10 protein-coding genes are annotated in these 14,703 nt (G+C 71.5%); 4 read left to right on the top strand and 6 right to left on the bottom strand.

Translation table 11 applies throughout. From position 1 onward, the window contains the following. The first annotated feature begins 141 nt into the window (after positions 1 to 141). Complete coding sequence (locus tag OG390_RS39590) at positions 142 to 1,005, top strand: phosphotransferase enzyme family protein (protein ID WP_406174663.1); 864 nt, start codon at positions 142 to 144, stop codon at positions 1,003 to 1,005. 60 nt (positions 1,006 to 1,065) lie between these two features. Here OG390_RS39590 and OG390_RS39585 read toward each other — a convergent pair whose 3' ends face one another. The 4 genes from OG390_RS39585 to OG390_RS39570 all read right to left on the bottom strand — a co-directional run bounded on the left by OG390_RS39585 (position 1,066) and on the right by OG390_RS39570 (position 5,421). Further along, on the bottom strand, positions 1,066 to 1,788 hold the full coding sequence (locus OG390_RS39585) for a 3'-5' exonuclease (protein ID WP_406174661.1): 723 nt from the start codon (positions 1,786 to 1,788) through the stop codon (positions 1,066 to 1,068). A 105-nt stretch (positions 1,789 to 1,893) separates the two neighbouring features. Next, complete coding sequence (locus OG390_RS39580; RefSeq protein WP_406174659.1) at positions 1,894 to 3,132, bottom strand: SAV2148 family HEPN domain-containing protein; 1,239 nt, start codon at positions 3,130 to 3,132, stop codon at positions 1,894 to 1,896. A gap of 103 nt (positions 3,133 to 3,235) precedes the next feature. Further along, positions 3,236 to 4,555 carry a copper amine oxidase gene (locus OG390_RS39575; protein WP_406174658.1) on the bottom strand — a complete coding sequence of 440 codons (1,320 nt, stop codon included), beginning with the start codon at positions 4,553 to 4,555 and terminating at the stop codon, positions 3,236 to 3,238. 56 nt (positions 4,556 to 4,611) lie between these two features. Further along, the gene (locus tag OG390_RS39570; RefSeq protein ID WP_406174656.1) at positions 4,612 to 5,421 is read right to left on the bottom strand and encodes a Tat pathway signal sequence domain protein; all 810 of its coding nucleotides are present in this window, start codon (positions 5,419 to 5,421) and stop codon (positions 4,612 to 4,614) included. A 177-nt stretch (positions 5,422 to 5,598) separates the two neighbouring features. Between OG390_RS39570 and glgX the strand changes: the two genes are divergently transcribed. After that, the gene (gene glgX / locus OG390_RS39565; RefSeq protein ID WP_406174654.1) at positions 5,599 to 7,707 is read left to right on the top strand and encodes a glycogen debranching protein GlgX; all 2,109 of its coding nucleotides are present in this window, start codon (positions 5,599 to 5,601) and stop codon (positions 7,705 to 7,707) included. On the opposite strand, the gene OG390_RS39560 is transcribed toward glgX, so the two are convergent. Continuing rightward, complete coding sequence (locus OG390_RS39560) at positions 7,704 to 8,888, bottom strand: MFS transporter (RefSeq protein ID WP_406174653.1); 1,185 nt, start codon at positions 8,886 to 8,888, stop codon at positions 7,704 to 7,706. The genes glgX and OG390_RS39560 overlap by 4 nt on opposite strands. A 468-nt stretch (positions 8,889 to 9,356) precedes the next feature. Here OG390_RS39560 and treY point away from each other — a divergent pair, with 468 nt between their 5' ends. Beyond that, the gene (treY, locus tag OG390_RS39555) at positions 9,357 to 11,771 is read left to right on the top strand and encodes a malto-oligosyltrehalose synthase (RefSeq protein WP_406174651.1); all 2,415 of its coding nucleotides are present in this window, start codon (positions 9,357 to 9,359) and stop codon (positions 11,769 to 11,771) included. Here treY and OG390_RS39550 read toward each other — a convergent pair. Continuing rightward, positions 11,731 to 13,011, bottom strand: coding sequence for a cytochrome P450 (locus OG390_RS39550; RefSeq protein WP_406174649.1), 1,281 nt, complete (start codon positions 13,009 to 13,011; stop codon positions 11,731 to 11,733). The two genes, treY and OG390_RS39550, sit on opposite strands and share 41 nt — an antisense overlap. A 411-nt stretch (positions 13,012 to 13,422) precedes the next feature. Here OG390_RS39550 and OG390_RS39545 point away from each other — a divergent pair, with 411 nt between their 5' ends. After that, entirely contained in the window at positions 13,423 to 14,673 is a 1,251-nt protein-coding gene (locus OG390_RS39545) for a M14 family zinc carboxypeptidase (protein ID WP_406178136.1), read from the top strand. The last annotated feature ends 30 nt before the right edge of the window (positions 14,674 to 14,703 follow it).

Raw genomic sequence — 14,703 nt, 5'->3', positions numbered from 1 at the left:
GTCGTGAAGGTGGTCTACGGCGTCAAGGCACTGCGCATGCCGTCCGACCTGTGGAAATGCGACACTGGCCGACGGATGGCGTGAACACGACGCTGCCGGCGAGGACGACGCGGGCACCGCACGAGAACACGGAGGCGAAGGATGGACGAGGCACGGGCGCGGGACGTACTGGCCGCGGCGGGTGTGCTGTCGGGGCCGGTGCGGGACGCCACGCTCCTCGCCCTCGGCGAGAACGCGGTGTTCGTCGCCGGTGACCTGGTGGTCAAGGTGGGACGCGACGCCGAACTCCTGGACCGCGCGCGGCGGGAACTGGACATCGCTGTCTGGCTCGCCGACGCGGGCGTCCCCGCGGTGCGGGCGGCCAGTGCAAAGGCACTGCTGGTGGAGGGACACCCGGTGACGGTGTGGCACCGGCTGCCCGATCCCGTACGCCCCGCGGAACCGCGAGATTTGGCCGAACTCCTACGGGTGGTGCACGCACTGCCCTCCCCTTCCTTCCCCTTGCCGCCCCGCGAGTTGCTGGGCGGTGTGGAGCGCTGGCTGCGGCTGGCCGGCGACGCGATCGACCCCGCGGACGCGGCGTATCTGCGGGCACGGCGCGACGGCTTCGCGGATGCCGCGGCCACGCTCACCCCGCATCTGCCGCGGGGCCCCATCCATGGCGACGCGCTGCCCCGCAACGTCCACATCGGCCCCGACGGCCCGGTCCTGGTCGACCTGGAGACCTTCTCCGCCGACCTGCGCGAGCACGACCTCGTGGTCATGGCCCTCTCCCGTGACCGCTACGGGCTCCCGGTCGAGGCGTACGACTCGTTCACCGAGGCATACGGCTGGGATGTCCGCGAGTGGGACGGCTGTTCCGTCCTGCGCGGAGCGCGCGAGACCGCCAGCTGCGCCTGGGTCGCCCAGCATGCGCCGACGAACCCCAAGGCCCTGGCCGAGTTCGAGCGCCGGGTGGCGTCACTGCGGGACGGGGACGAGACGGTGCGCTGGTACCCCTACTGACCGTGCGCCGGCCTCTTCCGGCCCTGCGCCCGACCCCGTTCCTCTGAACCGGAGGCCCGGTCAGACCTTCTCGTCCGCCAGGTCCCGCAGCGGCCACGTCCCGTCCACCACCGCGTCCGCCTCCCCCTTGCGACGCAGGAAGCTCTGGAAATCGGCCGCCCACTGCGCGTACCACTCGATCTGGCGACGGTGCAGCTCCGCGGGACCGAGGGCCGCGACCTTCGGATGGCGGCCGGCTATCGCGCAGGCGAGCCGGGCCGCGGCGAGCGCGTCGGCCGAGGCGTCATGGGCCGAGTCCAGCGCCACCCCGTACTCCCTGCACACCGCTTCGAGGTTGCGCTTGCCGCGGCGGTAGCGGTCCACGGAGCGGTCGATCGTGTACGGATCGATGACCGGAGCGGGGTCGATGCCGCCGAGGCGCTCGCGCAGCGACGGCAGTCCGTACCTCCGCAGTTCGGCGGAGAGCAGGGTCAGATCGAAGGCCGCGTTGTACGCGACGACGGGGACGCCCGTCTTCCAGTACGCGACGAGGACGCCCGCGATCGCGTCGGCGACCTGGTCGGCGGGGTGGCCCTCGGCCGCCGCCCGTTCGTTGCTGATCCCGTGCACCGCCACGGCGTCCGCCGGGATCTCCACGCCCGGGTCGGCCATCCACTCACGGCGCCCTATCGGCTCTCCGTCCCTGACTTCGATCACGGCCCCCGTGACGATCCGCGCCTCGCGCGGATCGGTCCCGGTCGTCTCCAGGTCGAAGCCGATCAGCAGCTCCCGGTGCCAGCCCATGGGCGGCCCCCCTTCTTCATGGTGCTTTCCCCCAGTGGTCTCCACGATCCCATGAGCCACTGACAATCAGAGGACCGCGTTCCGCTTCCCGGGAGGGGCGGCATTTCAGGACACCGGCCGCGAATCCGCCCAGGCCACCTCGAACTCCTCGCGATACGTCGGGAAAAGCCCCTCTTCGGTCGTGTCATCCGGTTTGACCACTCGGCCTCCGCCACGCAGCACGAGCACCGGCGCCTCCATCCCGCGCGTGCGTCGCAGATACGACTGCACGACCGCGATGCCGTCCGAGCCGTCCCCGTCCACCAGGTAGGCGGTGAAGCGGGGCGTCTCGTCGAAGACCTGGATCTCGAACGCGCCCGGATCGCGCAGCTTGGACCGCACCCGGCGCATGTGCAGGATGTTCATCTCGACGGCGCGGCTCAACTCGCCCCGCTTGATGCCGAGTTCGCGCTCACGACGTTTCACCGCGCTGGAGGCGGGATTCAGGAACAGCAGTCGCACCCGGCAGCCGGACTCGGCAAGGCGTACGAGCCGCCGTCCGGAGAAGTTCTGCACCAGCAGGTTCAGTCCGATACCGATGGCGTCGAGGCGGCGGGCACCGCCGAAGAGGTCCTCGGCGGGGAACTGGCGCAACAGCCGTACGCGGTCCGAGTGCACCCCGACCACGTCCGCGTACCGGTCGCCGACCAGGTCCTCGACGGCGTCCACGGGCAACCGGCGCGCGGAGGGCACATCACTGCCGGCGCCGAGTGTCTCCAGGAGCTTCGCCGCGGCCCGCTCGGCCTGGTTGAGAACCGCCTCGGACAGGGCCCGGTTGCGGGAGACCACGTTCCGGGTCACTTCCAGCTCGTCCAGGGCGAGTTCGACGTCCCGGCGCTCGTCGAAGTACGGCTCGAAGCAGGGCCAGTGCTGCACCATCAGCTCACGCAGCTGCGGCAACGTGAGGAAGCTGAGCACGTTGTCGTCGGCGGGATCGAGCAAGTACCCCTTGCGGCGGCTGACTTCGCGTACGGCGACCGCGCGCTGGACCCATTCCTGTCCGGCAGGTCCTGCGGCGGCGACCACCCAGTCGTCGCCGTGGACGGGTTCGTAGATGGGACGGAGAACAACGGCCACGACCGCGCGCAGCCGCTGTTCGACCAGGTTCAGCCAGATGTAGGCACGCCCGGCTCGCTGAGCGCGCGTACGCACCTCGCGCCAAGCGTCGGCACCCCAGTCCAACTCCGGTCCAATGGATCCCATTTCCATCGGCCGTGCCAGGGACACCGCGCCGGGTGGGACATCTGTGGAGTTCCCCTCGTGACCCTCGTCACCAGGAGGCAACTCCAGCCCTCCCGAGCCCACCCGCGCACCGCCTTCCGCTCCCCCGAGCTCTCCCCTAGTCAACGATCAAGGAAGGGTACTCCGGGAGCGGTGGGCGGTGCAGCCCGATGGACAGGGTCGTTTCTCAACGACCTTCTTCCACATGGCCGTTCTGGTCCGCGAGCTCCGGCGGAGTGAGCGGATTCATAGCAGTGACGTCGCGCGGGGCGATCGAGAAGCCCTGCCAGTGGACCGGCATGGGCTGCTGGTCCTCGTCGCGCGCGATGTGGTGGAAGCCCGAGTTCACCCAGACCACGGGGTGCGTGAGCGTCTGCCCGCCGATCCACTTGTCGACCGACTTGCCGTGTCCGGCACCGCAGTTGCGCAGGTTGTCGCTGGCGAACTGCTCGCACTTGTTGTACTGGGTGAAGTAGATGTCGTGCTTGGTGAAGCCGCGGCCGAGGTACTTGGTGGTCGCACCCGGGACGATCTCGTACGAGCGGGCGTGGTCGTCCTTGTTCTTGCCGGTGTTGCTGACGACGCGCCACCATCGCGAGTTCTTCGCGTCGCCCGCGAGTTCCTTGGTGATCTTCGTGAGCGTGGTCTTCTTACTCGGGGCCTCGGCGCCGTGCGCGGGCGAGCTGACCGCGGAGTCGTACTGCTCGACCTTGGCCTTGGAGGAGCCGTCGAGGCCGAAGTTGAGCCGCCAGAAGATGTTGTGGCTGTGGCTGGTGGCGTAGGCCTTCGCGCCCTTGCCGAGGGGCCAGCCGCGGCCGTCGCCCGCGTCGTAGTCACCGGGTGAAAGGCTGCCGGTGGCACCGGCGTTCATGCTGATGGTGCCGTCGTCCTGGAAGCGCCACTCGGTGATGTACTCGTACCAACCGGTCTGGTTGACGGTGTAGATGAGCAGGTCCTTGCCCTGCTTCTGGAACACCTTGTTTGCGCTGTCGCCCTGCATCCGGTACGCGTGACCGCGTGAACGGGTGGTGGTGCACAGGCCCTTGACGTTGGCGTGCTGCGGGTCCCAGGCGTCGGGAACCTTGACGGTCTTGATCGTGCCGCCAGGGCACTCGCCGGGCGCCATGTTCATCAGGCCCTGTCCGAAGCCGGCGCCCGTGAGGTCGCTGTACTCGACCGAGCCGTCGTCGTACGGGACGTCGATCTGAGCGAGCTTCGCGCTGGTGAGGACCTTGATCGGGTGGGCCTCGCCCGGGGGCTGGTAGGAGATGTTCTCCAGGACGAGCCCGGCCTCGCTCTCGTAGTGCCAGCACATCCGCCACGTGGTGCCGGTGGAGAGCTTCTGCTCGATCTTGTACGCCGCGCTGCAGTCGGCGGCGGCCGCGGAGGCCCTCTTGGGCTGGGCGACCGCCGGTCCCGCGGCCGTCGTCGCGCCGGCGGCCAGGGCGAGCACCGAAAGGCCCACCGCCGTCCGGCTGCGGGCACGGCTGTTTCTGTTGACGCGCATGAAGAAGTGACTCCTTGCGGAAAGCAGTGAAGGTGGGAGGTGAGAGAAGGCCGCGCTCAGCCGAGCTTGCCGACCTTGCGGGCGCTCAGGTCGATCACCAGGTCACGGCTGTCGATCCAGGGCCCGTTCTTGACCTTCGGGAAGAGCCGTACGCACCGGTGCTCGCCGCATGCGTCGAGGCCGGCGGGCTGGGCGCCGGACGTCGCACGGTAGACCATGCTGTTGAGCATCAGCTGGTCGGACGAGGTCAGTTCCTTGCCGGTGGCGTCCTTGAAGTCCGCCTTCAGACCCGCGCCGAGCGGGTCGGCGATCAACAGCTTGGCGGCCTCGATCATCTCGTCGCGGCTGATGGGCGGCTGAACGTCGTGCTGGGCGCCCGTCTTCTCGACCTTCCCGGTGTCGAGGTTGACGGTCTTCGTGACGAGCGTGTCGTTCTTGTAGTCGTAGAACGACACATCCGCGCGCCGAGGCGCGTTCGGGTCGTCCAGTTCGTTCGCCTCGGGTTCGGCGAGGTCGACACTGATGCGCTGCGGGCCGCGCTTGCCCTCGACGTTCTCGCTGGCGCTGAACGACTGCTGGCTCAGCGCGATCCGCTCGACGCGCTTCATCTCGTCGTCGGTCAGCGGGTCGCGGCCCTTGCCCTTGTCGCCCTGGGCCGGTGCCTCCTCGACGACACCCGGCTGCACCGCCGACTGCCCCTGCTGCCCGGCCTGTTGCGAGATCCCCTTGGCGCCCTGCCCCCCGCCCGAGTCGTCGGCCCCCGCCGTGCCCGGCAGTGTGATTCCGACCATCACGGCCGTCCCGGCCACCGCTATGGCCGCACCTGCCACCACCTTGCCCAGATGGCGGTGCACTATCTTGCGCACATTTCCCCCTACTCCCCCTGTGTCATCAGGAGTCGCTTGAGCCCCACTGGTCGGCATACGGCGTATGCCTGGTCATCGGGTAAGAGGGACGTAAGTCATAGGAGGTTCCATCACTTTCGGGGAGACTCGGCTCGGAGTCGCCCCCAGGGGCACGGCACTACTGGAAGAGTCGTATCCATGCAGGTCTGGCCTGGAGAGGCATATCCACTCGGTGCCACGTACGACGGCGCCGGTACCAATTTCGCGGTCTTCTCGGAGGCCGCCGACCGTATCGAGCTGTGTCTGCTGCACGACGACGGCTCGGAGACGGCGGTTGAGCTGCGCGAAACCGACGCGTTTGTCCGGCACGCGTATCTGCCGGGGATCATGCCCGGACAGCGGTACGGCTTCCGGGCGCACGGGCCGTACGCGCCCGGGCGCGGGCAGCGCGCCAACTCCGCGAAGCTGCTCCTCGACCCCTACGCGCGCGCCATCAGCGGCTCGGTGAAGTGGGGCGAGGAGGTGTACGGCTATCCCTTCGGGACCCCCGACAAGCGCAACGACCTGGACTCGGCGCCGCACACCATGTCGTCGGTCGTGGTGAACCCGTACTTCGACTGGGGCGACGACCGACGGCCGCGCACCGAGTACCACCACACGGTGCTCTACGAGGCCCATGTGAAGGGCCTCACGATGATGCACCCGGAGCTGCCCGACGAGCTGCGCGGCACGTACGCGGCACTGGCACACCCGGCGATCATCGAACACCTGACGGAACTGGGCGTCACCGCACTGGAACTGATGCCCGTTCACCAGTTCGTGAACGACCACCGTCTGGTGGACATGGACCTCAGCAACTACTGGGGCTACAACACGATCGGCTTCTTCGCCCCGCACAACGCGTACGCCTCCTGGGGCGATCGCGGCCAGCAGGTCCTGGAGTTCAAGTCGGCGGTCCGCGCGCTGCACGAGGCCGACATCGAGGTCATCCTGGACGTGGTCTACAACCACACGGCCGAGGGCAACCACCTGGGCCCGACACTGTCCTTCAGGGGCCTCGACAACGCCTCGTACTACCGCCTGGCGGACGACCCCCGCTACTACATGGACACCACGGGGACCGGTAATTCCCTTCTGATGCGCTCCCCGCACGTGCTCCAGCTGATCATGGACTCGCTGCGCTACTGGGTCACCGAGATGCACGTCGACGGGTTCCGCTTCGACCTCGCGGCCACGCTGGCCAGGCAGTTCCACGAGGTGGACCGGCTGTCGTCCTTCTTCGACCTGGTCCAGCAGGACCCGGTGGTCTCCCAGGTGAAGCTGATCGCCGAGCCGTGGGACGTCGGCGAGGGCGGCTATCAGGTGGGCAACTTCCCGCCCTTGTGGACCGAGTGGAACGGCAAGTACCGCGACACCGTACGGGACCTGTGGCGGGGCGAGCCGCGCACGCTGGCGGAGTTCGCGTCCCGGCTGACGGGCTCGTCGGACCTCTATCAGGACGACGGCCGCCGCCCCCTCGCCTCCATCAACTTCGTGACCTGCCACGACGGCTTCACGCTGCACGACCTCGTCTCGTACAACAACAAGCACAACGAGGCCAACGGCGAGGACAACCGCGACGGAGAGAGCCACAACCGGTCCTGGAACTGCGGTGCCGAGGGTGACACCGACGACGAGGACGTCCTCGCCCTGCGGGCCCGCCAGATGCGCAACTTCATCGCGACGCTGATGCTCTCCCAGGGCGTGCCGATGCTGAGCCACGGCGACGAGTTCGCGCGCACCCAGGGCGGCAACAACAACGCGTACTGCCAGGACAGCGAGCTGGCCTGGGTATCGTGGCCGGAGGACGGCAGCGAGCTGCTGGACTTCACGCGCGCGATGGTGTGGCTGCGGCGCGACCATCCCGTCTTCCGGCGGCGCCGGTTCTTCCACGGGCGGCCTGTGCAGGGCACGCACGACGAGCTGTCCGACATCGCGTGGTTCACCCCGGAGGGCGAGGAGATGACCCAGCGCGACTGGGGCTCCGCGCAGGCGCGGGCGCTGTCCGTCTTCCTCAACGGCAACGCGATCTCCGAGCCGGGCCCGCGCGGGGAGCGCATCGCCGACGACTCCTTCCTGCTGCTGTTCAACGCCTCGCCGAAGGCGCTGGAGTTCGTGGTGCCGGTCGACCACGGACGGCAGTGGCAGGTCGTGGTCGACACCTCCCGCCCGGAGGGAGTGGCGCCGGGGACGGGCGCCAAGGTCGAGGCCGGGGACCGGCTGACGCTGGTCGACCGGAGCCTGACGGTGCTGCAGCGGCCTGCCTAGGTGGGTGTGTTCTCCTCGGGCACGCGCGCGTGGGGGTCGTTTTCCGGGTGCACGCGCGCGTAGGGGTCGTTTTCGGTTTCGATGTACGTCGTCGGGCGCGCCGTCAGTGCGATGGCACAGGCGAGCGCGGCGACCGCGCTTCCGACCGCGAACGCGGCGGTGGGGCCGTAGGACTCCGCCACGCGTCCGGTGACGGCCACGGCGAGGGCCTGGCCACCGACGATCGCGCTCGTCGCGACGGCCATCGCCTCGACCAACCGCTCCGGCGGCACGGCACGCCCGGTGAGGCCGAACACGGTGATCAGGTGGGGCGCGTACGCGACACCGAGGACGGTGACGACGGCGTACAGGCCCCACAGGCTCTCCGTCCACAGCAGCGGCAGGGACAGCAGGAGGGCGGTCGCGGTGGCTGCCCTCCAGCGGGTCCAGAGCCCGAGACGGGCGGGTACCGCGGCCATCGACAGCCCCGCGACGGCGCTCATGACCCCCATGGCGGCGTACACGAGACCGGCCTGGTCCTCCTGCCCGAGGCGCTCCGCCAGCGCGGTGATGCCGGCCTGGCAGGCGCCGAACATGGCGCCCTGGAGGGCGAGGGCCGCGCGCAGGGCATGGACGGAGCGGGGGATGCGCGGGCGCGCGGCGACCGCGCGCGCCGGGTTCCGCGCCGAGCGCACCGCGGTGGCCGTCAGGTGCACCGTGGTGGCCGTCAGGTGTCCCGCGGTGGCTGCCGGGCGCACCGCGGTGGCCGTCGGGTGCAGGGCGAATCCCGTTCCGCACACGGCCACCAGAAGCCCCGCCGCGCCCAGCGCGTACGCCGGGTGTGCCAGCACCGCCGCGACGCCCACCAGGGCGGGGCCCAGCACGAAGGAGATCTCGTCCAGCCTGCTCTCGAAGGACAGCGCGGCGTTCACCGTACGGTCGTCCGCGCCGCTGCCGCGGGCCAGGGCGACCACGCGGGCACGGGCCAGCGGGCCGATGAGCGGCACGCTCGCTCCGGCCAGGGCGCCGAAGAGGGCGAGGAGCCCCGGGGCCAGGCAGGTGAGCGCTCCCGTCACCAGGGCGGCGATCGCAAGGGCGTTGGCGAGGGAGAAGGCGAGGACGACGGTGCGCTGACCGTGCCGGTCCCGCGAGACGGCCCACGAGCGGCCCGCACGCCACCTGCCCGACGGCGAGCGCGCCACCGACCAGCCCCGCTGTCCCCAGCGAGCCACTCGTCCGCGCGACGAGGAGCACACTGCCGAACTGGATGGTGGCGGTGGGCAGCCGACCGAGGAAGGACACGATGGGGAGCGCCGCACCGGTCAGAGCAAGGACGCGGCGATAGGTCTCAAGCGTGCTGTTCACACGGTGGGGCGTGTCCCTCGTGCCGGCCGTGCCGAGCAGCGGGCCCGGCGTACCGTCCGTGCCGAGAGGTTCGTCCTGCATCCCGTGCGTGTCGCGACGCGGGCCCCGCGTCCGGTTCACCCAGCCGGTCGGGGCCGGTGCGTCCTTCGCGTCGACGTGCGGCACCGGCGTCGTGCCGTCCGCGCCGTGTGTGCCCCCATGCCGCCGCGCCCCGCGTTTCCCATCATTCGACGCTAGCCACGCGTGCGGGCCCGTATGCATGCGTCGATGACACGAAAGGCGGCGGGGCGGGTACGTAGGTTCGCATGACACCTGAGCGTCCCGACCCGGTGATTGCGGACCCGGCCGTCGGCCCGGTGGTTCCCGCCGTGCCGACCGCCACGTACCGGCTGCAGTTGCAGCCGGAGTTCCCCTTCGGGGCAGCCGAGGCGGCCGTGCCGTATCTGGCCTCGCTCGGCGTCTCGCATCTGCACCTCTCGCCTGTGCTGGAGGCCGTCCCGGGCTCGACGCACGGCTACGACGTGGTGGACCACGCGCGCGTGCGGGCCGAACTGGGCGGCGAGGAGGGGCTGCGCTCCCTGGCGCGCACCGCGCGGGAGCACGGCCTGGGCCTCGTCATGGACATCGTGCCGAACCACATGGCGATGGCCCCGCGCCACAACCGCCCCCTGTGGGAGGTGCTGCGCGAGGGCCCCGAGTCGCCGTACGCGCGCTGGTTCGACATCGACTGGGACGCCCAGAACGGCCGGTTCCTGCTGCCGGTGCTCGGGGGCCGGCTCGGCACGGAGATCGACCATCTGAAGGTCGACGGCGACGTACTGCGCTACCACGACCATGTGTTCCCGCTGCGCGCAGGCACCGAGAGGCTGCCGCTGCCGCGACTCCTCGACGCCCAGTGGTACCGCCCCGTGTGGTGGCGGCTGGCCCGTACGGAGCTCAACTACCGCCGCTTCTTCAGCATCTCGGAGCTCATCGGCGTGCGCGTCGAGGACCCCGAGGTGTTCACGGCGACCCACGCGAAGATCCTGGAACTGCTCGACGACGACGTGGTCGAGGGGCTGCGCATCGACCACCCGGACGGACTGGCGGACCCGGACGCGTATCTGCGCCGCCTGCACGAGGCGACCGGGGGCCGCTGGACGGTGGTCGAGAAGATCCTCGCGGACGGCGAGCCGCTCCCCGCCGCGTGGCCCGTCGCCGGCACCACCGGCTACGACGCGCTGCGGCACGTGGACGGCCTCTTCACGGACCCGGCGGGCGCGGGTGAACTGCTCGGACGGTACCGGCGGTTCGCGGCCCCTCAGGCCGACCGGGGCGGCCACTGGGAGTCGACGGTGCGCAGGGCGGCGTACAAGGTGGTCACGCACGAGCTGGCCACGGAGGTCGACCGTCTCACGCGCGTGGTGAGCGGTGTGTGCGCCGCGTCCCCGGACCCGGCATTGCGCGATCACGCCCCCTGGGCCCTCGCCACCGCGCTGCGGGAACTCCTCGTACGCCTCGAGGTGTACCGGCCGTACCCCTCCACGGACGCCTCCCTGGTGGTGACCGAGGAGGCCGCCGAGGAGGCCCGGGCGGTCTTCACGGTGCCCGAGGAGGCGCATGCCGTGGACGTCGTACGGGATCTGGTGATCGGGCGGGCCGGTGACGGGCCCGGGCACGCGGAGTTGAGGGCCCGGTTCGCGCAGACCTCGTCCGCGCTGCGGGCCAAGTCCGTGGAGGACACGGCGTTCTACCGCTATGTGCCCCTCCTGTCCGCCAACGAGGTGGGTGGCGACCCGGGCGCTCCCGCCGTGTCCCCCGAGGACTTCCACGCCTACTGCGCGCGCGTGCAACGCGACTGGCCGGCCACCGGCACCGCCCTGTCGACGCATGACACCAAACGCAGCGCCGACGTACGCGCGGCGCTCTCGGTGCTCACCCAGTGCCCCGCACGGTGGGCCGACGTCCTGGCGGAGGTGACCCGGGGCGGCACAGGTGTGCCCGACCCGCAGCTGGCGTGGGCCGCGTGGCAGACGGTGTTCGCACTGGGGCCGGCCTCCGAAGAGCGTGTCCAGGGAGCCCTGCTGAAGCACGTCCGGGAGGCCGGACTGCACACCTCCTGGACGGAGCAGGATCCCGTGTACGAGGACACGGTCGGCACCTTCGTCACGGAGGGGCCGTGCGGGACGCCTGGACGGCTCGTGACCGACTTCCGGGTCTCCCTGGCACCGCATGTGCGGGCGAACGTCCTGGGGGCCGCCCTGGTCCATCTGACGATGCCCGGGGTCCCGGACGTCTACCAGGGCACCGAGGGCGAGTACCTGGCGCTGGTCGACCCGGACAACCGGCAGCCGTTCGCACGGCAGGAGCGGCCCTCGGAGAAGGCCGCGCTGACGACGGCCGCGCTGCGGCTGCGCGGGCGGCGCCCGGCCGTCTTCGGCGACTCGGCGACGTACGCGCCGCTGGTGGCGCAGGGCCCTGGCGCCGGGCACTGTGTGGCGTTCGTACGCTCCGGAGAGGTGGTCACGGCCGTCACGCGGATGTCGTTGCGGCTGGCCGAGGCCGGTGGCTGGCGCGACACCCGGCTCGCGCTCCCCGAGGGCCGCTGGGCCGATGTGCTCTCCCCGGGAAGGGAGTTCACGGGGCACGCGCGCGTGGAGGAGCTTTTCGAGCGGCTGCCGGTGGTGCTGCTGGAACGGGTCAGCGCGGGCGCACCAGCAGGGTCCGCGGAGAGCGGCTGATCAGGCCCTGAGGAGCCGGCCGGAAGCCCGGGACCCAGCGCAGGTCCGGCAGGGCGGTCAGCAGGGCGTGCAGACCGTGCTCCGCCGTGAGCCGGGCGAGCAGCGCGCCCGGGCAGAAGTGCCGTCCGCAGCCGTACGCGAGGTCACCCGGGTCGGCGCGGAAGGCGTCGTAGCGGTCCGGGTCGGCGAACCGTGCCGGGTCGCGTCCCGCGGCACCCAGCAGACACGCCACGGTGGCGCCCGCCGGGATCGCGCCGATGGGCTCGACGGCCCGGCGCGAGACGACGTGCAGCGGCGGATCACGACGCAGCGACTCGGCCCAGGCACCGGCCGTGAGTGCGGGACGAGCGCGGATCATCCCCAACTGGCCGGGGTGGTCGAGGAGATTGGCGAGGAACGACGCGAGCGCGTGGGCAGTCGCCTCGCCGCCCGCGCCGAGGAGCGTCCCGGCCAGCCCCGACACGGCCTCGTCGGGCAACGGGTGCCCGTCGGCCCGGGCCGTGCACAGCGCGGACAGCAGATCGACGCCCGGGTGGGCACGGCGGCGGGCGATGTACGGGCGCAGGAAGGCGTCCAGTTCGGGGTGGTGGCCGCCCAGGTGGTCGAGGCCCGTACGGCACCAGGCATGGACGCGCGCGGTGTCCTCGTACGGCAGCCCGAGCGCGGCGACGGCCGCCGCGGTGGGCAGCCAGTGGCAGAACTCGGCGACGAGATCGGCCTCCTGGCGCGCGTCGAGACGGCGGGCGAGGACATACGCCGTGCGTTCGACACCGGCGGTCAGGGCAGCCAGCGCGGCCCCGCGGAACGCCGGTGAGACGAGGGCCCGGTGCGCGCTGTGCGTGCCGCCCTCCAGGTGGGCGAGGGTCCGCCCGGGCGGCGGCACGACGAGCCGCGGGTCCGCGAGCGCGGCGCGGACGTCGGCGTACCGACTGACCAGCCAGGCGCCGAACGGCTCGTCGTACACGAGGGGATGCCGCTCACGGAGGGTCCGGTACAGCGGGTACGGGTCGCGCTCGGTGCCGGGGGCGAGCAGGCTCGGCGGCGCCGAGCCGCTCTCCGGGCGCGGGCACATGGCCTCGGCCCTGCTCGGTGGCGCGGGCGGTCTCCCGAGCGCGGACGGGCCCTGCGGCGCGAACGGATTCACCACCCCGGTCCCCGGGGGCGCCGACAGCGCCCGCGCGGGCAGTGCTCCCGTCGGCGCGGGCGCGTCTTCGCCGGAAAGGCCGTGAGGACACAGCACCGGCGACCTCCCACCTAGGACGTGCGCGCCGGACCTACGCGCGGTAGTTCTCAGCCGACCACCGATGCGATCGGACCGCAGTCCCCGTACGCCCGAACGGGTGAAGTGGGCGCATCGGCGCAGGCCCCTCACCACCCGTCGGTGGCACCGGCGGGAAGCCGGGCGGGGCGCGCCTGCGGAGCAGGTCGGCGGAGAGCGCCACACCCTCCTCACCGACAGTGAGCCACGCAGTCCTGGCCGAAGGCACGCCACACAGTCCTCGCCGACGGTGAGTCCTTCCTCTGACGGTGCACACCCCCTGCCAGCGGTAAATGCCACCTGGCGCCCCCGGGAGCCGCCCCGTCAACTCCTTGACAGTTCACTCAGTCCGTGGAGTACTGCGGAAAGCGACGCAGGGCGGACAAGTCGGGGGTGAGTCTCCTGCCGGAGTTGCGCTACCCCAGTGTGACCGAAATCGTCTCGTCCGCCCGGGCGTTGGCGGCTCACCGACCCGGCCTGTGCGTCCTCAGAGAAGTGGGCGTCTCGCGCGCGGGCAGACCTCTTCACCTGCTGTCCGTCGGCCACGCGCGGCGCGCGGTCCTCGTCGTGGCGGGCGCCCACGCGAACGAACCGACGGGCGGTTCGACCCTGCTGGCGCTGGCCGAGCGCGCGCTGCACGAGCGGGAGTTGCGGGCCGAGACCTCCTGGCACTTCCTGCTCTGCGCGGACCCGGACGGGGCGAGCCTCCATGTGACGCCCGCGCCGCGCACACTGCTCGACTACCACCTGGGTTTCTTCCGTCCGGCCGGCCCCGAGCAGCCGGAGTGGTCGCCTTCCGTGCTGCCGCCCGACCGGCTGCCGCCCGAGACCCGCGCCCTCACCCGGGTCATCGACGGGCTGCGGCCCTACCTCCAGGTGACGCTGCACGGGACCGATCTGGGCGGCAGCTGGGTGCAGTTGACCAAGGACATCCCGGGGCTGGCCGAGCCGTTCGCCAAGTCCGCGGCAGAGCTGCACATCCCGGTGGAGACGGCCGCCTCGGACGCCGCCGGCTGGCCCGCCTCAGGGCCCGGGGTGCATGTGATGCCGGCGCCCGGCTCGGACGCGGCGTACCCGAGCATGCCCGACGACGCCCGGCACAGCACCTGGTACCACGCCCACCGGTACGGCGGGCTGACCGCTGTCGTCGAGGTGCCGATGTGGGCCAGCGACCTGGTGGACGATCCGGCGCCGCACCCCGCCCCCGCGGCGGCGATGCGGCGGCTGGCGCGCCGACTGGTGCGTGACGCGCTCCAGGTGGAGGCGGTGCTCACGGAGGCTCTGCCGCGGCTGCCTGGACCCGACGGGCCGCTTCTGCGGGCCGCGAAGTGGGCGCTGGAGCTGGTGCCGGGCCTGGCCGACGACTGGATCCAGACGCCGCCTCCGGACACGACGATGGCGTACGTCGGCAGTGTCGACGCGTTCGGCCGCCGGCTCCCGCTGCGGGCCGCCGCGATGCTGCTGCGCGTCCTCCAGGAGGCCGACGACCGCGAGGCGCAGCGCCTCGAAGCCCTCGTCGCAGCGTGGAGCGACGCGTTCGCCCAACGGTTCCGCGCCCGCTGGGTACCGCTGGAGCACCAAGTCGAACACCAGGCCCGTACGGTGGTGGCGGCGGCCCGCCACGCGCGCGAGAACGCGGCGTGAGGGTTTTCGAGGCGTACGCGCGCGTGCCGG

It is taken from the genome of Streptomyces sp. NBC_00996, assembly GCF_045162675.1.
Lineage (GTDB): Bacteria > Actinomycetota > Actinomycetes > Streptomycetales > Streptomycetaceae > Streptomyces.
This window is presented reverse-complemented; position numbering and strand designations above follow the sequence as displayed.

What these genes read in the sequence shown, in the direction of transcription:
- OG390_RS39575 (WP_406174658.1), bottom strand. Translation starts at nt 4,555, where the DNA reads ATGCGCGTCAACAGAAACAGCCGTGCCCGCAGCCGGACGGCGGTGGGC.
- OG390_RS39590 (WP_406174663.1), top strand. Translation starts at nt 142, where the DNA reads ATGGACGAGGCACGGGCGCGGGACGTACTGGCCGCGGCGGGTGTGCTG.
- treY (WP_406174651.1), top strand. Translation starts at nt 9,357, where the DNA reads ATGACACCTGAGCGTCCCGACCCGGTGATTGCGGACCCGGCCGTCGGC.
- glgX (WP_406174654.1), top strand. Translation starts at nt 5,599, where the DNA reads ATGCAGGTCTGGCCTGGAGAGGCATATCCACTCGGTGCCACGTACGAC.
- OG390_RS39585 (WP_406174661.1), bottom strand. Translation starts at nt 1,788, where the DNA reads ATGGGCTGGCACCGGGAGCTGCTGATCGGCTTCGACCTGGAGACGACC.